This is a genomic window from Micromonospora sp. NPDC023956 (genome assembly GCF_040639195.1).
Classification (GTDB): domain Bacteria; phylum Actinomycetota; class Actinomycetes; order Mycobacteriales; family Micromonosporaceae; genus Micromonospora.
Genome location: NZ_JBEZZN010000003.1, coordinates 523,918 through 542,825, shown reverse-complemented (window position 1 = coordinate 542,825; position 18,908 = coordinate 523,918). Strand labels below are relative to the sequence as shown.

The window sequence follows — 18,908 nt, the reverse complement described above, 5'->3', positions numbered from 1 at the left end:
GTCGGTCGTCAGGACCAGCCGAAGTGGTCCAACGGGCCACGACCCGCGCCCAGTTCCCAGCCCCGCGCGCCGATCAGCCCACGGGTGACGTACTCCTTCGCGGTCGCCACCGCCGTCGGCACCGGGTCGCCCGCCGCCAGCCGCACGGCGATCGCCGCCGAGAACGAACAGCCGGTGCCGTGGTTGTGCCGGGTGTCCACCCGGGGTGCGCGCAGCACGGTGGTCGTGCCGGCGCCGACCAGCACGTCGACCGCCTCGCCGTCGGCGTCCACGTCGCCGCCGGTGACCACCACGTACGCCGGGCCGCCGGCCGCGAGCGCCCCGGCGGCGGTGACCATCTCCCCGACCGTGGTCACCGGGGCTCCGGTGAGGGCCTCGGCCTCCGCGCGGTTCGGCGTCACCACCAGCGCGTACGGCAGCAGCCGCTCGACCGCCCCGATCACACCGAGCCGGTGTCCGCTGGTGGCGACGAGCACCGGGTCGACGACCAGGTTGGGCAGTCGTCCCGCTCGGGCGGCCACGGCCACCGCGTCGGCGACCGCCGGGGTGCCGAGCATGCCGGTCTTGACCGCCCGGACCCGGAAGTCGCCGAGCACACTGTCGAGCTGGTCGGTGACCGTGGCCGGGGGCAGCGGCAGGACCGCGTCCACGCCCCGGGTGTTCTGGGCGGTCACGGCGGTGACCACGCTGGTGCCGTACGCGCCGAGGGCGGCGAAGACCTTCAGGTCGGCCTGGATGCCCGCGCCGCCACCGGAGTCGGAGCCGGCGACGGTGAGCACGGTCGTCGGCGTCACCGCTCGCCTCCGGCCGGGGTGACCGCCTGCTGTTCGGCTGACGCCGGTCGGGCCGCCCGGTGACCGACCGGGCCAGCAGCCCGGTGGGCCGCCGTGAGCGTCGCCGCGACCGTTTCGGGGTCGGCGGCCCGCATGAGGGCACCGAGCACCGCCACGCCGACGGCTCCCGCCGCGACACAGGCGCGCACCTGGTCGGGAGTCTCCACGCCGCCGAGGGCGAGGACCGGCACCGGGCTGGCCCGGATCAGGTCGACCAGCCCGTCCGGGTACAGGGGTGGACCGTGGCCGGGTTTGGTCCGGGTCGGGTAGACGGGCGAGCAGGTGACGTAGTCCTCGGTGGTGATCCGACCCAGCTCGGTCACGTCGTGACAGGACCGGCCGACGAGCGGCAGCACCGGCGGCGGGTACGGGCCGACGGCGGGCAGGTGGACGGCGTCCCCGTCCAGCGGATCGGGGCCGGCGACGACCAGGGTGCCGGCCACCCCGGCCAGGATCGCCCGCAACTCGGCGGCGAGGGCGACCCGTTCGGCGCGGGGCAGGTCCCTCTCCCGCAGCACCACCCAGCGCACTCCCCCGGCCACCGCCGCCGCCACGACCTCCGGCAGTGGCCGCCGGGCCGTCCGCCGATCGGTCAACGCGACGATGCCGGCGGGGAGGTCGGCCCGGAGCGTCCGCGCCGTCACAGCTCCGGCCGTCCTTCGTCGGGGGTGGAGGCCAGGGCGTGAAACCGGCGCGGGATCCGGCCGGCCCGGTACGCGAGCCGCCCGGCCTCGACGGCGTGCCGCATCGCGGTGGCCATCGCCGCCGGGTCCGCGGCCCGGGTGACCGCGCTGGCCAGCAGCACCGCGTCACAGCCGAGTTCCATGGCCAGCGCCGCGTCACTGGCGGTGCCGATGCCGGCGTCCAGGATCACCGGCACGTCCACCTCCTGCCGGATCAGCCGGATGTGGTGCTGGTTCGTGACGCCCAGGCCGGAGCCGATCGGCGCGCCGGCCGGCATCACCGCCGCGCAGCCCACGTCGACCAGCCGTCGGGCCAGTACCGGGTCGTCCGAGGTGTACGGCAGGACGACGAACCCGTCGTCGACGAGTTCTTCGGCGGCGCGCAGCAGCTCCACCCCGTCGGGCAGGAGGGTCCGCTCGTCGCCGACCACCTCCAGCTTGACCCAGTCGGTGTCGAACGCGTCCCGGGCCAGGTGGGCGACCTTCACCGCCTCCCGGGCGGTGTAGCAGCCGGCGGTGTTGGGCAGCAGCCGCACCCCGCACCGGTCGAGCAGCTCCAGCAGTCCGCCGTGCCCGCCGGTCGGGTCGACCCGGCGCAGCGCCAGGGTGACCAGCTCGGTGCCGGAGGCGCGGACCGCCCGTTCCAGCACGTGCAGGTTGGCCGCACCGCCGGTGCCGAGGATCAGCCGGGAGGTGAACGTCGTACCGCCGAGGGCGAAGGTCACCGTGCTCACCCGCCCTGCGCCGCGCCGAGCACCTCGACCCGGTCGCCGTCACGCAGCGTCGCGGCCGGCCAGCCGCTCCTCGGCACCACCTCGCCGTTCACCGCGACCGCCACCCCGCGCCGGTCGGCGGTGACCGCGCCGACCAGATCCGCCACCGTCGCCGTGTCGGGCAGGCTCCGCCCGACACCGTTGACCGTCAGTTCCACCTGTCGTCCTTCCGTCGGGGAGCACGGGCCCGTGCGGGACATCCGTTCGGGGGTCATGGGCCGGTCACCGACCCGACGGGCGGGTCGAACCGGTCCGGGGCGAAGGGGGCGAGCAGCGCGTCGGGGATGCCGGTGACGAGCAGGTCGGCGACCAGGTCGGCGGTGACCGGGGCGAGCACGATGCCGTGCCGGTGGTGGCCCGCCGCGACGAGCACCCCGGGCCGGCCGGGGAGCACCCCGATGACCGGGGCGTTGTCCGGAGTGCCGGGGCGGAACCCGGCGGTCGTCTCGACCAGGTCGTACTCGGCCAGCTCCGGAAGGAGGCCGACGGCGGCACGGAGCAGTCGCAGTACCGCCCCTGCGGTCACCGTCGGGTCCGCCCGCTCCTCGACGGTCGCCCCGACCACCACCTCCCCGTCGGACCGGGGCACGACGTAGACCGGTTCGCCGTCGGCGTACCCCCGGACGACGTGCCGGAAGCCCGGCGGGCCGCCCCCGGGCGCGCGCAGCCGGAGGATCTGCCCCTTCACCGGCCGGACCGGCAGGCCGGTGAGCGCGGCGGTGCCGCAGCCGGCGGCGACCACGACGGCCGGCGCGGTCAGGTCGCCCAGCCGGCCGACCGGCTCGGTGACCAACGCGGCGCCGGCCCGCTCGGCGGCGGTACGCAGGGCCGGCAGCAGGCGGCGCGGGTCGACCTGGTGGTCACCGGCGGCGAACGCACCGCCGCGCACCCGGGGGGCGAGCGCCGGCTCGCGGTCCCGCAGCCCGCTCGGGCGCAACAGCGTGACCGGCAGGCCCAACCCCTGCTGGTACGCCCCGAGCCGGCGCACCTCGGTCAGGTCGTCGCCGGTGAGCCCGACGATCAGGGTGCCCTCGGTGCGGTACCCGAGGTCGGTGCCGCTGGCAGCCGTCAGCTCGGCGGCGAACGCCGGCCAGCGGGCGGCGGACGCGACCAGCAGCCCGGTCAGCGCGGTCTCCCCGAAGGACGCCTCGGCGACCGGAGCGAGCATCCCGGCGGCCACCGTGGACGCCCCCGACCCGGGTGCCGGGTCGTGCACGGTCACCGACAGTCCCCGGACGGCACAGCGCCAGGCGATCGCCCACCCCACCACCCCGCCACCCACCACCGCCACCTGCGGTCCCCGGTCACCGCTTCTCGAGGCGGAGGAAACCCCTGCTACCCGCACCGCAGGGCTCCGAGCAGGTCGGCGGTCGCGCGGGCCGGGTCGGCGGCGGCGGAGAGCGCCCCGACCACCGCCACTCCGTACGCGCCGGCGGCCCGCAGCACCGGCACCGCCGCCGCGGTCACCCCACCGATGGCGATCACCGGCACCGGCACCGCCCCGGCCACCGCGCGTACCCCGTCCGGGCCGATCGGTGCCGGCAGGCCCTTCTTCGTGGTGGTCGCGTGGCAGGGGCCGACGCCGAGGTAGCCGGCCCCGGCGGCGACCGCCCGCGCGGCGGCGACCGGGTCCCGGGCGGTCGCACCGAGCACCGCGTCCGGGCCGAGCACCCGGCGGGCCGCGTCGACCGGCAGATCGTCCGCGCCGACGTGTCCGCCCGCCGCGCCGGCCGCGAGCGCCACGTGCAACCGGTCGTTGACCAGGCACGTCGCGCCGACCGGCGCGCACAGGTCGAGGATCCGGCAGGTCAGGTCGTACGCCTCGCGGTCGGTGGCGGAGTCCTCGACCCGGACCTGCACCACGAGGTCGGGACCGGCGACGCCGAGCGCGGCCCGGACCACGGTGAGCGGGTCACGCCCCGGGCGGGTGTCGGTGACAAGATGCAGTCGTCCCAGGGACGGCACGGCAGTTCTCCTCCCTGCGCCGGCATTACCCGGATCAGGTTCGACGGTCGGGGGCTTCCAGCCCCCCTCTCAGCCCGGTCCACCGGGCTCCCGTGGGTTGTTTGCGTGCCACACGGTACGACGAATCGCGAAATCCGCCAAGGCCGCCGCGTCGTTTTTCCGCAGGTCGAGGCGGTTTCCCTGCCACGACAACAGTGGAGAGAATCTCACAATCGCCGTTTGGGGGCAGCGCGTGACCGTCCGGTCACGGCATGCTGTCCTGATGCCGCGCCTCCCCCAGGTTCCGCCCGGTCTCGAATCCCGGCCGTTCCGCGGCAGCACTGCCGTGGCCGACGGCCTTCTCACCTGGACGATGTTGCGCGGGCGCGCCTGGCAACGGCTGCTGCCCGACGTCTACGTACACCGGGCGGCCCACCGCCCCGACGACCATCGCATCTGGTGTCAGGCCGTGGCGCTGGTGCTCCCGGCCGGCGCCGCGATCGCCGGGCTGAGCGCGGCGTACCTGTGGGGCGCCGGGCTGCTGCCGCCGGACGCGCCGGTCACCGTCGTGCTGCCCCGCTCGGCCCGGATGCGTCCACACGCCCGGGTGTCCGTCACCCGCTCGGTCCTCGCCGAGGCCGACCTGACCGTCCACACCGGCCTGCCGGTCACCACCGCCCTCCGGACGGCCTTCGACCTCGGTCGCCGGCCGCCCCGCACGGAGGCGGTGGTCGCCGTCGACGCGCTGCTGCATCACCGGGTGGTGGACCTGCCCGCCCTGCGGGGGTTCGCGGCCCGTCGCGCCGGCTGGCCCGGCCTGCCGCTGCTGCGCGAGGTGCTCTCCCTGGCCGACCCGCTCGCCGGTTCCCCGATGGAGACCCGGCTGCGCCTGCTCCTGATCGACGCCGGACTGCCCGCCCCGGCCGTCCGGCACGACGTGCGTGACACGGTGGGCCAGTTCGTCGGCCGGGTGGACCTCGCCTACCCCACCCGCCGGGTCGCGCTGGAGTACGAACCCGGCCCGCCCCGTGACCCGGCGCTGCTCCGTCGGGAGGCGAACCGGTTCCACGCGCTGCGCGCGGCGGGCTGGCGGGTGCTCCGCTTCACCTCCGACGACGTGCTCCGCCACCCCAACCGGACGGTCCGGATGGTGACGGCCGCACTGCGGGGGCGACCCGCGCACCGGGTCAACGGTCTGGTCTGAACCGACCACCGTGGCCCGCCGGGCGTGAGGAGACTCCCGGGCAGGCCGTTACCGGCGGACGGCTGCCGGCGCAGCGGTCACCCGTGCACCGGGCGCCGCACCGCCCGGTCAGGGTCCGGGCGGTGCGGCGGGTGCCCAGTGGTCAGAGCAGCGCGCGCAGGGCGGCCAGGTCGTCGTCGTCCGGGTGCCAGGCGCCGGCTACGGCGTTGGCCCGTACCTGTTCCGGCGTGGTGGCCCCGGCGATCACCGAGGTGACCGCCGGCTGGGCGGCCAGCCCTCCGATGGCCACCTGGAGCATGGTGAGTCCCCGCTGGTCGGCGTACGCCCCGATGGCCTCGATGGTGTCCCAGTCGGCGGTGGCGAACCGCTGGGCGTACCGGCCGCCCCCGGAGAGCCGGCTGCCCTGCGGAGGCTGCTCCCCGCGCCGGTACTTGCCGGTGAGCAGGCCGTCGGCGAGCGGGAAGAACGGCAGCAGTCCGAGCCCGAACCGCTCGCACGCCGGCACCACCTCGGTCTCCACCGAGCGTTCCAGCAGGCTGTAGTGGTTCTGGGCGCTGACGAACCGGGTCGTGCCGGCGGTCCGGGCGGTCCAGTCGGCGTCGGCGATCTGCCAGCCGGCGAAGTTGGAGTTGCCCAGGTAGCGGACCTTGCCGGCGCGGACCAGGTCGTCCAGGGCGGCGAGGGTCTCCTCGACGGGCGTGCCCGGGTCGGGCTCGTGCATCTGGTAGAGGTCGATGTGGTCGGTACCGAGCCGGCGCAGTGACGCCTCGACCGCCCGGACGACGTACCGGCGGGCGCCCCGCGCACCGTGGTCCGGACCGTTCATGCCGTGCATGTCCATGCCGAACTTGGTGGCCAGCACCACGTCGTCGCGCCGTCCGCGCAGGGCCGCGCCGAGCAGTTCCTCCGAGCCGCCCTGCGGCTGCCCGTAGATGTCGGCCGTGTCGAAGAAGTTGATACCGGCGTCGAGGGCGGCGTCCACCACCGCGCGGGTCCCGGCCAGGTCGAGCTTGCGGCCGAAGTTGTTGCAGCCGACACCGACGACGGACACCACGAGCCCCGAGTCGCCCAGCCGGCGGAAGGTCATCTCAGTCACGAGATCAACTCTATGCCGCGATGTGGCCGGGGTCCCCTGCTACGCGAAAGCGGTGACAGGGCTCCCCCGCTACCACCCCGGCGGCCCGGGACTCAGCCGACGTCCCAGACCGGTTCGGGGGTCTCGCGGACCTCGCCGTCACCGGCGAAGAGGACGAAGCGGTCGAAGGAGCGGGTGAACCAGCGGTCGTGGGTGACCGCGACCACCGTGCCGGAGAACGCCTTCAGCCCCTCTTCGAGGGCCTCGGCGCTGGCCAGGTCGAGGTTGTCGGTGGGCTCGTCGAGCAGCAGCAGGGTCGCCCCGGAGAGTTCCAGCAGCAGCACCAGGAACCGGGCCTGCTGTCCGCCGGAGAGGGTGCCGAACCGCTGGTCACCCTGACCGGCCAACTCGTACCGGCCGAGGGCGGCCATCGCGGTGTGCCGGTCCATGCCGGCCCGGTGCTCGTCACCCCGCCAGAGGATCTCCACGAGGGTCTTCGCCATCAACTCGGGGCGGTCGTGAGTCTGCGAGAAGTGTCCCGGCCGGACCCGCGCGCCGAGCCGGACCAGCCCGCCGTGGCTCACCGGGGCGAGCGCGGCGGCCCCGTCGACCGGGCCGTTCGCCGGGTCCGGGTCGGTACCACCCCGGGCCAGCAGCCGCAAGAAGTGCGACTTGCCGGTGCCGTTCGCGCCGAGCACCGCCACCCGGTCGCCGTACCAGATCTCCAGGTCGAAGGGGTAGGTCAGGCCGTCCAGCTCCACCTGCTCGCAGATGACCGCCCGCTTGCCGGTCCGTCCGCCGGTCAGGCGCATCCGGATGTCCTGGTCCTTCGGGGGTACGGGCGGCGGCCCGGCCTCCTCGAACTTGCGCAACCGGGTCTGCGCGGCCTGGTAGCGGGATGCCAGCCCGTCGTTGTACGCGGCCTTCTGCTTGTACATCAGCATCAGCTCGCGCAGCTTCTGGTGTTCCTCGTCCCAGCGGCGGCGCAGCTCGTCGAGGCGGGCGTGCCGAGCCACCCGGGCGTCGTACCAGGTCGCGAAGCTGCCCGGGTGCACCCAGGCGCTACCGCCCTCCACCGCGACCACCCGGTCGGCGGTCTGGGCCAGCAGCTCCCGGTCGTGCGAGACGTAGAGCACGGACTTGGTGGACTCGCGCAGCCGCGCCTCCAGCCACCGCTTGCCGGGCACGTCGAGGAAGTTGTCCGGCTCGTCGAGCAGGAGCACCTCGTCCGGGCCGCGCAGCAGCAGTTCCAGGGCGAAGCGCTTCTGCTGGCCGCCGGAGAGCGTCCGCACCGGACGGTCCCGCGCGGTGTCCCAGGGCAGGTCGAGCACGATGGTGGCGACGGTGTCGAAGAGCACCTCGGCGTCGTAGCCGCCGGCCTCGCCCCAGGTGGCCAGCGCGTCCGCGTAGGCGAGCTGGGCCTTGCCGGCGGCGGTGCTGTACTTGCCGCGCACCTCGGCGGTCCGCATCGCCGCCTCGGTCTCGACCAGCCGGCGCCCGGCGACGCGCAGCGCGGGTGGGGCCAGGCCGAGGGCCAGGTCGGCGAGGGTGGAGTCGTCACCGATCATGCCGATGAACTGGCGCATCACGCCGAGCCCACCGGAACGGGCAACGCCACCGACGGCGACCGGCAGGTCCCCGGCGACCATCCGCAGCAGGGTCGTCTTGCCCGCACCGTTCGGTCCGACCAGGGCGACCTTGGCCCCCTCGCCGACCCGGAACGACACGTCGGCGAAGAGTTCCCGACCGTCCGGCAGGGTGTGCGCCACCCCGGCCACGTCCACGTATCCCACCCGGGCATCCTGCCCGAGCGGCACCGGCCGGGGACATCCAATTACCGGGTGACGCGGAGCACCCGGTAGCCCTTCTGGCTGGCGTGCCGAACGACCTGCCAACCCTGTTCGGTGAGCCAGCCGTGCAGCGAGTCGCCGCCGAGGTGCCGGGCGACCACGAGCCAGGCGACCCCGTCCGGGGCGAGCCGGGGCAGCCAGCGTCGCAGCAGGGTGTGCAGTTCCTCCTTGCCGACCCGGATCGGCGGGTTGGACCAGAGCTGGGTGAAGGCGACCCCGTCGGGTACGTCGTCCGGCGCGGCCACCCGCACCCGGCCGGCGGCGCCGACCCGGGCGGCGTTGCCGGTGGTGAGGTCCCGGGCGCGCTCGTTGACGTCGACCGCCCAGACCGTCGCCGCCGGGGCGTGGGTGGCGAGGACGCAGGCGATCGGGCCGAACCCGCAGCCGAGGTCGAGCAGCGCCCCGGCGGTCTCCGGCGCGGGCAGTTCCGCCTTGCGCAGCAGGACGGCGGTGCCCGGGTCGAGGCGGGCGGCGGAAAAGACGCCGCCGGCGGATTCCAGGTGGTAGTCGCGCCCGGCGACGGAGAACTCGACCTGCCGGGGCGGGGACGGACTCGCGGGGCGGGAACTGAAGTAGTGGTCGCCGGTCACGTCGGCATTCTCGCCTACGCCGCCGGGGTGCCGGCACCGACGGGTCGGATGTCGGGAGCGAGGGACAGAGGGCTAATTTCCCGTTTTACTCCACTAAAGGAGTAATGCCCCTACCCTATGGCCATGGTGTACCGGTACGAGTCCGATGAGGACGCATTGCAGCGGCTTCCGCACTCCGGAGCTGAACCGTCGGCGACCGGCGTACGACGCGCCTCCGCCGGCCCCTCACCCTCCCGCTTCCCGACGCCGGACCTGCCCCCGCCCCCTCGGGCGGCTGCCGAGCCGGTCCAGGCCGTCGTTCCGGTGCTGCCACGGGGCACGCCGGTGCCCGAGGAGACCGCCCCGACCAGCCCGCAACCCATCGGCCCGGAGGCGGACGCACCGTACGCCGCCGGGCCCGAGTCACCCGCCCCGCCGCTGGCAGTCCCCCAGGCGGTCCCGGCGTCCGCCGTGGTGCACCCGACCGTGACCGTCAACCGGATGGGTGGCCGGCTCTGGCAGGCGGTGGTGGGCGGCGCGGCGGTCCTCGTCCTGCTGGCCATCTGTGGCCTCGGCACCGCCGCCGTGCTGCTCGAACGGGAATCCACGCCGGTCCCGCAGAGTCCGCCGACCGCCCAGCCCGGCGCGGCGCGCACCGAGGACCCGGTCCGGACCGACCTGGACTCGCGCGACACCGACCCGCTGCCGCTGACCGCGAAGGAGGTCTTCCCGCGTCAGCGGCTGGTCGTCGGCGACAGCCGGTCGCCGTACGAGGTCCTCAAGACCCAGTCCAGCGCGAGCTGTGCGGTGGCGGCCAGCGAGGATCTCGGCGACCTGCTGGTCCAGCTCGGCTGCAGCCAGGTCGTCCGGGGCACCGTCCGGTCACCGGACGGCGCCTACCTGGCCACCGCCGGGCTGTTCAACCTCCCCGACCGGGCCACCGCCGAGCGGGTCCGGGAACGGGTCCGGGAGATCCTCCAGCAGCGCCGGGGCCGCTTCCTGGCCCTGGAGGCCGACAGCCGGACCGAGGTGCTGGCGACCGCCGCGGCCCGGGTCGCCTGGCAGGTGCGCGGCCACTACGTCACCTACAGCCTGGTGGTCCGGGCGGACGGTCAGCCGGTCGAGGCGAGCGACCCGAAGGCCAAGCAGGTGCTCCACGACATGACCCAGCTCCACCTGGACAAGGGGGTGCTGGAACGCCGGGCCGACGGCGACCTGCTCCAGCCCGACCCACGGTCGACCGACAACGACCGAACGAACTCGTCCGGCTCCGACGACGACTGAGCCGCCCGACCGACCACGGCGGGGCCGGGCGGACGGGCCCCACGGTGAGCGCCGGGCGGACCTGCCCCGACCCCACCGGTGCCCGGCGGCGGCGTCAGGACGTGCTCGGTACCCGCAGGCGACGGGTGAGGTCGGCCCGGCGGGCGTACTCCACCGGATCCTCGGGGTAGCCGACCGCGACCAGGGTCAGCCCGTGCGCCGGAGCCACGGTCACCTCGCTCGACCGTTCCCGCCGGGTGAGCAGGCTCGCGGGCCAGCCGGTCGGCCGTCGGCCGTCTCCGGCGACCAGCATCGCCCCGACCAGGCTGCGCACCATCGCCTGGCAGAACGCGTCCGCCTGCACGGTGGCGACCAGCAGGCCGTCCGGATCCCGCCGCCAGTCCAGCCGGGTCACCTCGCGCAGCGTGGTGGCGTTCTCCTTGCGCCGGCAGTACGCGGCGAAGTCGTGCTCCCCCACCAGCCCGGCCGCGGCGGCGTTCAACGCGGCCGGGTCCAGCGGACGGGGCCAGGCCAGCACCTCGTGCCGACGCAGCGGCTCCGCACCCCACGGCGCGTCGGTCACCCGGTACTCGTAGCGCCGGAAGGTGGCCGAGAAGCGGGCGTCGAAGTCGGCCGGCACCTCGGTCAGCGCCCGGACCCGCACGTCCGGCGGGAGCAGCCGGGCCAGGCGGCGCAGCAGCGCGCCCTCGTGGGCCCGCCACACCTCGGCGGGCAGGTCGAGGTGGCACACCTGCCCGGAGGCGTGCACCCCGGCGTCGGTGCGGCCGGCCACCGTCAGCCCGGTCGCGGTGCCCGCGCCGAGGACCAGGTCCAGGGTCGCGGTGAGCACCCCGGCCACCGTCCGCCGCTCCGGTTGCGCGGCCCACCCGGAGAAACCGGTGCCGTCGTACGCGACGTCCAGCCGAAGCCGGATCCGCTCCTCCACTCGTACCTCCGCGTCATGCATCGGGCCCGGCACCCCGAAGGGTGCCGGGCCCGATGGTGGCCTCATGCTCAGGCCTTGTCGTTCTCGCCGGCCTCGTCGCTGTCCTCGCGGGCGGCGGCGGTGTCGCCGGACGCCGACACCGGCGCCTCGGCGTCCTGGTCGTCGCTCTTGGACTGCGGAGCCTCGTCGGCCGGGGCGAGCGCCTCGACCTTGTCCTGCTGCGCGGCCTTGCGGGCGGCGGTCTTCCGGTTCGCCTTGGACTCGGCGACCTGGAGCGCCTCGACCAGCTCGATGATCGCCATCGGCGCGGCGTCACCCTTACGCGGACCGGTCTTCACGATCCGGGTGTAGCCACCGTTGCGGTTGGCGTACCGGGGCGCGATCTGGTCGAACAGGGCGTAGACCACGTCCTTGTCCTTGACGACACCCAGCACCCGCCGCCGCGAGGCCAGGTCACCGCGCTTGGCCTTGGTGATGAGCTGCTCGGCCAACGGACGCAGCCGCCGGGCCTTCGTCTCGGTGGTCTGGATCTTGCCGTGCTGGAACAGCGCGGTGGCCAGGTTGGCCAGCATCAGCCGCTCGTGCGCGGGGCTGCCGCCGAGGCGGGGGCCCTTGGTGGGCGTGGGCATGGTTGGTGCTCCTCGTTTAGATGCTCAGCCGCGGTTACAGCTGCTCGGTCTCGCGGTAGTCGTCGGTGTCGTAGTCAGCCTCGCCGAAGGTGTCCACGACGTGTGCCGGGTCGAAGTTGGGCGCCGAGTCCTTCAGGCCCAGCCCCATCCCGGCGAGCTTCATCTTGACCTCGTCGATCGACTTCTGACCGAAATTGCGGATGTCGAGGAGGTCGGCCTCGGTGCGCCCGATCAGCTCACCAACGGTGTTGATGCCCTCGCGCTTCAGGCAGTTGTAGGAGCGGACGGTGAGGTCCAGCTCCTCGATCGGCAGGGCCAGGTCCGCCGCGAGCTGGGCGTCCTGCGGGGACGGCCCGATGTCGATGCCCTCGGCGGTCTCGTCCAGCTCCCGGGCCAGCCCGAAGAGTTCCACCAGCGTCGAACCGGCGGAGGCCAGCGCGGTACGCGGGCCCATCGACGGCTTGGTCTCGACGTCGATGATCAGCCGGTCGAAGTCGGTCCGCTGCTCGACCCGGGTCGCCTCGACGCGGTAGGTGACCTTGAGGACCGGCGAGTAGATCGAGTCGACCGGGATCCGGCCGATCTCCGCGCCGGCCTGCTTGTTCTGCGCCGCCGTGACGTAGCCGCGACCCCGCTCGACGGTCAGCTCCATGTCGAGCCGGCCCTTGCCGTTGAGGGTGGCGAGCTTCAGCTCCGGGTTGTGCACCGAGACGCCGGCCGGGGGCTGGATGTCGCCCGCGGTCACGTCGCCCGGACCCTGCTTGCGCAGGTACATGCTGACCGGCTCGTCGTGCTCGGAGCTGACGCAGAGCTCCTTGATGTTCATGACGAGCTCGACCACGTCCTCCTTGACACCGGGGATCGTGGTGAACTCGTGCAGCACGCCGTCGATCTTGATCGAGGTCACCGCCGCACCCGGGATGGACGACAGCAGCGTACGCCGCAGCGAGTTGCCCAGGGTGTAGCCGAAGCCCGGCTCCAGCGGCTCGATGGTGAACCGGGACCGGGTCTCGTTGATCGACTCTTCGGAGAGGGTCGGTCGCTGGCTGATGAGCATGTCTTCTCTTCTCTTCCGGGGCGCCCGCCATATGACGCCCACGACAAACTGTTCCGGTGGTCCGTCCCCCGGAGGGGACGGACCACCGCAACGAACTCCGACTACTTCGAGTAGAGCTCGACGATCAGCTGCTCCTGGACCTGCGTGTCGATGACCTGCCGGGCCGGGAGCGAGTGCACCAGGATCTTCATCTGGCTGGGGATGGCCTCGAGCCAGGCCGGCACCGTCTTCGAGCCGGCCTCGGCCTGCGCCACGATGAACGGGGTGAGCTCCTTGCTCTTGCCCCGGACCTCGATGATGTCGTGCTCCTTCACGCGGAACGACGGGATGTCGACCTTCTTGCCGTTCACCGTGAAGTGGCCGTGCTTGACCAGCTGCCGGGCCATGTCCCGGGACTTGGCGTAGCCGGCCCGGTAGACCACGTTGTCCAGCCGCGACTCGAGGATCTGCAGGAGGACCTCACCGGTCTTCGCCTGCTTGGCCACGGCCTCCTCGTAGTACCCGCGGAACTGCTTCTCCAGCACGCCGTACACGCGGCGGGCCTTCTGCTTCTCGCGGAGCTGGAGCAGGTACTCGGTCTCCTTGGTGCGACCCCGACCGTGCTGTCCGGGCGGGAACGGCCGCGACTCGAACGGGCACTTCGGGCCATCGCACTTGCTGCCCTTGAGGAACAGCTTCATCTTCTCCCGCCGGCAACGGCGGCAGTCAGCACCGGTGTAACGAGCCATCTCTCTCTACCTCTCAGACCCGGCGACGCTTCGGCGGACGGCATCCGTTGTGCGGCTGCGGGGTGACGTCGGCGATCTGGCCGACCTCCAGCCCGACGGCCTGCAGCGAACGGATGGCGGTCTCCCGGCCGGAGCCGGGACCCTTCACGAAGACGTCGACCTTGCGCATGCCGTGCTCCATCGCCCGGCGCGCGGCGGCCTCGGCGGCCAGCTGCGCGGCGAACGGGGTCGACTTGCGCGAGCCCTTGAAGCCGACCTGACCGGCGGAGGCCCAGGAGATGACCGCACCGGTCGGGTCCGTGATGGACACGATCGTGTTGTTGAAGGTGCTCTTGATGTGCGCCTGCCCGTGGGCGACGTTCTTGCGTTCCTTGCGCCGGACCTTCTTGACGGCGGCTCCGGCACGAGCCTTCGGTGGCATAAGTCTGTGCGCTCCTAGTTACTTCTTGCCGGGCTTCTTCTTGCCGGCGACGGTCCGCTTCGGGCCCTTCCGGGTCCGCGCGTTGGTCCTGGTCCGCTGCCCGCGCACGGGCAGGCCCCGGCGGTGCCGGATGCCGGCGTAGCAGCCGATCTCGACCTTGCGGCGGATGTCAGCGGCGACCTCGCGGCGCAGGTCGCCTTCTACCTTGTAGTTCCCCTCGATGTGGTCGCGGAGCTGGACCAGCTCCTCGTCCGTGAGGTCCCGAGCGCGCTTGTCCGGCGAGATGCCGGTGGCGGCGAGCGTCTCCAGGGCGCGGGTGCGGCCCACGCCGAAGATGTAGGTGAGCGCGATCTCCATCCGCTTCTCGCGGGGGAGGTCGACGCCGACTAGACGTGCCATGTGCGGGCGTACTCCCTTGTGGTGTTCTGGCGGAGGTCTGTGCCCGCCCCACCCCGTTCCGACCGCTTCTTCCGGCCGGACACGTCGTGACGCGTCGCCACCGGGCGGTCGTTGCCCGAACGGGCCCCGGCCTCCGACCGGGGGTCAGCCACGGGTGAGTACGCGATGCGTACCGCTCGCGGCTGGGACGAGCTGGTGCTGTGGTGTCAGGATCCGCGGCCCGAACCGGTTCGACCGACCGTCGGACGGTCGGTCAGCCCTGGTTCAGCCCTGGCGCTGCTTGTGGCGCGGGTCGGAGCAGATGATCATGACCCGGCCGTGCCGACGGATGACCCGGCACTTGTTGCAGATCCTCTTGACGCTCGGCTTGACCTTCACGGTTGCCTTACTTCCCATCTGGCCCGGGGACGCGACGGAGCGCGACGCCGGACGTCGAAGACGGACACGGGGACTACCCGGCCGCCGTCAGGCGTGGTTACTTGTAGCGGTAGACGATGCGCCCGCGGGTCAGATCGTACGGCGAGAGTTCGACGACGACCCGGTCCTCCGGCAGGATGCGGATGTAGTGCTGCCGCATCTTGCCGCTGATGTGAGCCAGCACCTTGTGACCGTTCGCGAGCTCCACCCGGAACATGGCGTTCGGCAGGGGCTCGATGACTCGACCCTCGATCTCGATGGCTCCGTCTTTTTTCGGCATGTCCTCCGCTGTCCTGACGTCGGTTACTCCGGACGGCCCACAACGTCTTACACGAACTCCCGATGGTCATCGGACGGTTCGAGCCAGCCGCGGCTCCGACTCCCACCGAAGCGCAGGATGGGCATGCCGGAGTGGACGCTGTGCGCCGATCTGAAAGTGTACGCTCGCTGACCTGCACACGCCAAACCGGCCACCCCGGTCACTCGAAATCAGGACAAGCGGGTACTGATCAGGCCTCGTCGCCGCCGCCGTCCGGGCGTCTCCGGGCCGCACGCTCCGGGCGACGCTGCTCCTGTTTCGCCGCCCCGCGTGCCGGCTCCCCGTGGGCCGGGCCGCTGATCGTCCGGACCAGGTGCACCGCGCCCCACGGGCCGTGGCCACCCAGCCGGGCCAGAAGGAGGACGTCTCCCCGGTCAGGAGCGCGGTGGTTCCCCAGACCGCCGTCACCAGGGCGACGACCGTCAGCCACGGCTCCCACGTCGCGAGCAGCCAGCGCCGGGTCGGCCCCGGACGGCACGGCCGGAACCGCCGACAGGGCCACCGCCGGTACGGCCGGCCCGCTGACCGGCAGGTCCGCCACCAGGACGTCCGACGGCCCGGCAGGGCCTCCTGGTGTTCGGGGCCGGCAGGGGCGCATCGGGGGCGACGCCGGCAGCCGGCACGAGACGGCCCTGACCGGTGCGACCCGCCGGGGCGGGCCGGTCAGACCGTGGGCGAGCCGGCGGGCTGGCGGGAGGTCACCAGGTCGCCCAGGCGGGCCCGGCCGCCGTCCGGGGCGGTGAGCACCCAGACACCGTCCTCCAGCAGCGCCATGGAGTGCTCGACGTGCGCGGCGAACGAGCCGTCCCGGGTCACCACCGTCCAGCCGTCGGCGAGTTCGGCGGTACGGGGCGAGCCCATCGTGATCATGGGTTCGATGGCGAGCGCGATCCCCGGGACCAGACGCGGGCCACGCCCCGGACGGCCGTGGTTGAGCACGTGCGGATCCTGGTGCATCTCGGTGCCGATGCCGTGCCCGCCGTACCCGTCGACGATGCCGTACCGGCCGCCCCGGCGGACCGCCTTCTCCACCGCGTGGGAGATGTCGGTCAGCCGACCCCGGCCGTTCGCCGCGCCCCGGGCAGCGGCGGCGATCCCCGCCCACATCGCGTCCTCGGCGACCTCGGCCATCCGCAGCAGTGCGGGATCGACCGCACCGACGCCGACGGTGATCGCCGCGTCGCCGTGCCAGCCGTCCAGGACCGCCCCGCAGTCGATCGAGATCAGGTCGCCCTCCCGGAGGACCTGCCCTGGCGAGGGGATGCCGTGCACGATCTGCTCGTTGACCGAGGCGCAGATCGAGGCGGGGAAGCCGTGGTAGCCCTTGAACGACGGGACCCCGCCGGCGCCCCGGATCACCGACTCGGCGATCGCGTCGAGGTCGGCGGTGCTGACCCCGGGTGCCACCGCCTCGCGCATCTGGTGCAGGGCGGCGGCGACCACCAGACCGGCGGCGCGCATCTTGTCGATCTGCTCGGGGGTCTTCAGCTGGATGTCCAGCTGGGGACGGCGCATGGCGCGGTTACCTTTCGTCAACGGGAGGCGGGGCACGACGGACGCGCTCGTACTCCTCGCACTCTATCCGCCGCGAAACGCAGGGCCCCGGCCGTCGCGGGAGCGCGGCGTCAGCCGCCGTAGGAACGCAGGGCGTCGATCGCCCGGACGGTGACGTCCTCGACCGGTCCGGTCGCGTCGATCCCGACCAGCTTGCCCTGGGCACCGTAGTAGTCGACCAGTGGAGCGGTCTTCTCGGCGTACTCCCGCAGTCGGGCCGCGATCGTCTCGGGCCGGTCGTCGTCGCGCTGGAACAGCTCCGCGCCGCAGCGGTCGCAGATGCCCTCCCGGGTGGTCGCGTCGAACTCGACGTGCCAGATCTTGCCGCAGCCCCGGCAGGTCCGGCGGCCGGAGAGCCGCCGGATCACCTCGTCGTCGTCCACGACCAGCTCCAGCACCAGTTCGAGCGCGGTGCCGAGGTCGGCGAGGAGCTTGTCCAGGGCAGCGGCCTGCGGCGTCGTCCGCGGGAAGCCGTCGAGCAGGAAGCCCTCGGCGGCGTCCGGCTCGGCGAGCCGGCCCCGGACCATGTTGATGGTCACTTCGTCCGGGACCAGCTTGCCGGCGTCCATGTAGCGCTTGGCCTCGACCCCGAGCGGGGTGCCCTGCGAGACGTTCGCCCGGAAGATGTCTCCGGTCGAGATCTTCGGAACCGACAGGTGCGCGGCGATGAACTCCGCCTGTGTGCCCTTACCCGCGCCCGGCGGGCCAACCAGAACGAGTCGCATCTACCGCAGGAACCCTTCGTAGTTCCGCTGCATGAGTTGGCTCTCGATCTGCTTCACGGTCTCCAGGCCCACACCGACCATGATCAGCACCGCGGTACCGCCGAACGGGAAGTTCACGTAGGCCTGGCTGTCCAGCCAGATGAAGAAGAAGTTCGGCAGGACCGAGATGGCCGCGAGGTAGAGCGCGCCCGGCAGGGTGATCCGGCTGAGGATGAAGTCGAGGTACTCGGCGGTCGGCTTGCCGGGGCGGATGCCCGGCACGAAGCCGCCGTACTTCTTCATGTTGTCTGCGACCTCGGTCGGGTTGAACGTGATCGAGACGTAGAAGTAGGTGAAGAAGATGATCAGCAGGAAGTACACCGTGATGTAGATCGGGCTGGTCGGGTCGGCCAGGTTGTTCTGGATCCACACCTGGGTCTTGCCCGGGTCGTTCTGGTCGAAGAACTGGAGCGCCAGCTGCGGCAGGTAGAGCAGCGACGAACCGAAGATGACCGGGATGACACCCGCCTGGTTGACCTTCAGCGGGATGTAGGTCGAGGTGCCGCCGTACATCCGCCGGCCGATCATGCGCTTGGCGTACTGCACCGGGATCCGGCGCTGAGCCTGCTCGATGAAGACGACCGCGGTGATGACCAGCAGGACCAGCACGATGACGAGGGCGAACCAGTCCCAGCCCTTGCTGATCTTGATCTGCCAGCCCTCGCTGGGGAGCCGGGCGGCGATCGAGGTGAAGATCAGGACGGACATGCCGTTGCCGACGCCCCGGTCGGTGATCAGCTCACCGAGCCACATCACCATGCCGGTACCGGCGGTCATGGTCATGACCAGGATGGTCAGGGTCAGCCAGTCCGGGATGCCAGTGCCCTGGGGGATGATCGGGAACTGGTCGCACTGGTTGTTGAAGAGCTGGCCGGAGCGGGCCAGGGCGACGAAGGCCGACGCCTGCAGGACACCCAGACCGAGGGTCAGGTACCGGGTGTACTGGGTGATCTTCGCCTGGCCGGACTGCCCCTCCTTGCGGAGCTGCTCCAGCCGGGGGATCACCACCGTCAGCAGCTGCAGGATGATCGACGCGGTGATGTAGGGCATGATGCCCAGCGCGAAGACCGAGAGCGACAGCAGCGCACCACCGGAGAAGAGGTTGAGCAGGTTGAAGACCCCGTTCGACCCCCCCTCCATGCTGTCGATGCACTTCTGCACGTTCGCGTACGAGACGCCCGGGCTGGGCAGTGTCGCGCCGAGCCGGTAGACCGCGATGATGCCGACTGTGAACAGCAGCTTCTTGCGCAGGTCAGGCGTACGGAACGCACTGAGAAAGGCGGACAGCAACTTCTTCCTCCTGCGCGAGGCGGGCCGCCGGTGGAACCCTGGCGGGGACGGGGCGGGATGGCGGTCGGGCGAGCGCCCGATATCCATAGCTGGGAACGGACTCTAACAGTCCGACCGCTGTCCGGGCAGGCTTGCCCGGAAACATAAACCGGTAACGATGTGATTCGGAACACTGACGCGCAGTAGACCG

The 18,908-nt window shown here is 72.6% G+C and carries 22 protein-coding genes and 1 riboswitch; of the genes, 2 read left to right on the top strand and 20 right to left on the bottom strand.

Annotated elements, in window-relative coordinates:
• Nucleotides 1-8: 8 nt before the first annotated feature.
• The 6 genes from thiD to AB0F58_RS08765 all read right to left on the bottom strand — a co-directional run bounded on the left by thiD (nt 9) and on the right by AB0F58_RS08765 (nt 4,254).
• Nucleotides 9-794: a bifunctional hydroxymethylpyrimidine kinase/phosphomethylpyrimidine kinase gene (thiD, locus tag AB0F58_RS08790; RefSeq protein WP_357139947.1), complete on the bottom strand. Its 786-nt coding sequence runs from the start codon at nt 792-794 to the stop codon at nt 9-11.
• Complete coding sequence (locus tag AB0F58_RS08785; RefSeq protein ID WP_357139946.1) at nt 791-1,477, bottom strand: thiamine phosphate synthase; 687 nt, start codon at nt 1,475-1,477, stop codon at nt 791-793. Before AB0F58_RS08785 ends, thiD begins: the two co-directional genes overlap by 4 nt.
• Nucleotides 1,474-2,250 (bottom strand): thiazole synthase, encoded by a 777-nt coding sequence (locus tag AB0F58_RS08780; RefSeq protein ID WP_357139943.1) that lies wholly within the window; start codon nt 2,248-2,250, stop codon nt 1,474-1,476. Before AB0F58_RS08780 ends, AB0F58_RS08785 begins: the two co-directional genes overlap by 4 nt.
• Nucleotides 2,247-2,447: a sulfur carrier protein ThiS gene (thiS, locus tag AB0F58_RS08775; protein WP_357139941.1), complete on the bottom strand. Its 201-nt coding sequence runs from the start codon at nt 2,445-2,447 to the stop codon at nt 2,247-2,249. The genes AB0F58_RS08780 and thiS overlap by 4 nt, the downstream gene beginning before the upstream one ends.
• Before the next feature lie 53 nt (nt 2,448-2,500).
• A complete protein-coding gene (gene thiO, locus AB0F58_RS08770) occupies nt 2,501-3,634 on the bottom strand; it encodes a glycine oxidase ThiO (RefSeq protein ID WP_357139939.1) in 1,134 nt (377 codons plus the stop codon).
• Complete coding sequence (locus tag AB0F58_RS08765) at nt 3,625-4,254, bottom strand: thiamine phosphate synthase (protein ID WP_357139936.1); 630 nt, start codon at nt 4,252-4,254, stop codon at nt 3,625-3,627. The genes thiO and AB0F58_RS08765 overlap by 10 nt, the downstream gene beginning before the upstream one ends.
• Nucleotides 4,249-4,358, bottom strand: a riboswitch (TPP riboswitch). Its footprint overlaps the gene before it by 6 nt.
• Nucleotides 4,359-4,516: 158 nt before the next feature.
• Between AB0F58_RS08765 and AB0F58_RS08760 the strand changes: the two genes are divergently transcribed.
• Entirely contained in the window at nt 4,517-5,437 is a 921-nt protein-coding gene (locus AB0F58_RS08760; RefSeq protein ID WP_357139933.1) for a DUF559 domain-containing protein, read from the top strand.
• 142 nt (nt 5,438-5,579) lie between these two features.
• On the opposite strand, the gene AB0F58_RS08755 is transcribed toward AB0F58_RS08760, so the two are convergent.
• The 3 genes from AB0F58_RS08755 to AB0F58_RS08745 form a co-directional block, all read right to left on the bottom strand.
• On the bottom strand, nt 5,580-6,524 hold the full coding sequence (locus tag AB0F58_RS08755) for an aldo/keto reductase (protein ID WP_357140447.1): 945 nt from the start codon (nt 6,522-6,524) through the stop codon (nt 5,580-5,582).
• 101 nt (nt 6,525-6,625) lie between these two features.
• Entirely contained in the window at nt 6,626-8,305 is a 1,680-nt protein-coding gene (locus AB0F58_RS08750) for an ATP-binding cassette domain-containing protein (protein ID WP_357139931.1), read from the bottom strand.
• A gap of 41 nt (nt 8,306-8,346) precedes the next feature.
• A complete protein-coding gene (locus AB0F58_RS08745) occupies nt 8,347-8,952 on the bottom strand; it encodes a methyltransferase (RefSeq protein ID WP_357139929.1) in 606 nt (201 codons plus the stop codon).
• A gap of 123 nt (nt 8,953-9,075) precedes the next feature.
• Here AB0F58_RS08745 and AB0F58_RS08740 point away from each other — a divergent pair, with 123 nt between their 5' ends.
• Nucleotides 9,076-10,215, top strand: coding sequence for a hypothetical protein (locus AB0F58_RS08740; protein WP_357139927.1), 1,140 nt, complete (start codon nt 9,076-9,078; stop codon nt 10,213-10,215).
• A gap of 94 nt (nt 10,216-10,309) precedes the next feature.
• Here AB0F58_RS08740 and truA read toward each other — a convergent pair whose 3' ends face one another.
• The 11 genes from truA to secY all read right to left on the bottom strand — a co-directional run bounded on the left by truA (nt 10,310) and on the right by secY (nt 18,718).
• Complete coding sequence (truA, locus tag AB0F58_RS08735; protein ID WP_357140444.1) at nt 10,310-11,140, bottom strand: tRNA pseudouridine(38-40) synthase TruA; 831 nt, start codon at nt 11,138-11,140, stop codon at nt 10,310-10,312.
• Between the two features lie 68 nt (nt 11,141-11,208).
• Nucleotides 11,209-11,769 carry a 50S ribosomal protein L17 gene (gene rplQ, locus AB0F58_RS08730; protein WP_357139925.1) on the bottom strand — a complete coding sequence of 187 codons (561 nt, stop codon included), beginning with the start codon at nt 11,767-11,769 and terminating at the stop codon, nt 11,209-11,211.
• Nucleotides 11,770-11,803: 34 nt separating this feature from the next.
• Nucleotides 11,804-12,826, bottom strand: a complete 1,023-nt coding sequence (locus tag AB0F58_RS08725; RefSeq protein WP_088982068.1) for a DNA-directed RNA polymerase subunit alpha — start codon at nt 12,824-12,826, stop codon at nt 11,804-11,806.
• 101 nt (nt 12,827-12,927) lie between these two features.
• On the bottom strand, nt 12,928-13,554 hold the full coding sequence (gene rpsD, locus AB0F58_RS08720) for a 30S ribosomal protein S4 (RefSeq protein ID WP_091451874.1): 627 nt from the start codon (nt 13,552-13,554) through the stop codon (nt 12,928-12,930).
• A gap of 13 nt (nt 13,555-13,567) precedes the next feature.
• Nucleotides 13,568-13,975 carry a 30S ribosomal protein S11 gene (rpsK, locus tag AB0F58_RS08715; protein WP_030329919.1) on the bottom strand — a complete coding sequence of 136 codons (408 nt, stop codon included), beginning with the start codon at nt 13,973-13,975 and terminating at the stop codon, nt 13,568-13,570.
• 18 nt (nt 13,976-13,993) lie between these two features.
• Entirely contained in the window at nt 13,994-14,374 is a 381-nt protein-coding gene (rpsM, locus tag AB0F58_RS08710) for a 30S ribosomal protein S13 (RefSeq protein ID WP_043965541.1), read from the bottom strand.
• 264 nt (nt 14,375-14,638) lie between these two features.
• Nucleotides 14,639-14,752 (bottom strand): 50S ribosomal protein L36, encoded by a 114-nt coding sequence (rpmJ, locus tag AB0F58_RS08705; protein WP_088982067.1) that lies wholly within the window; start codon nt 14,750-14,752, stop codon nt 14,639-14,641.
• 97 nt (nt 14,753-14,849) lie between these two features.
• The gene (gene infA, locus AB0F58_RS08700) at nt 14,850-15,071 is read right to left on the bottom strand and encodes a translation initiation factor IF-1 (protein WP_007073013.1); all 222 of its coding nucleotides are present in this window, start codon (nt 15,069-15,071) and stop codon (nt 14,850-14,852) included.
• A gap of 702 nt (nt 15,072-15,773) precedes the next feature.
• On the bottom strand, nt 15,774-16,625 hold the full coding sequence (map, locus tag AB0F58_RS08695; RefSeq protein ID WP_357139921.1) for a type I methionyl aminopeptidase: 852 nt from the start codon (nt 16,623-16,625) through the stop codon (nt 15,774-15,776).
• Between the two features lie 110 nt (nt 16,626-16,735).
• Entirely contained in the window at nt 16,736-17,389 is a 654-nt protein-coding gene (locus AB0F58_RS08690; RefSeq protein WP_357139919.1) for an adenylate kinase, read from the bottom strand.
• Entirely contained in the window at nt 17,390-18,718 is a 1,329-nt protein-coding gene (gene secY / locus AB0F58_RS08685; RefSeq protein ID WP_357139916.1) for a preprotein translocase subunit SecY, read from the bottom strand.
• Nucleotides 18,719-18,908 lie beyond the last annotated feature (190 nt).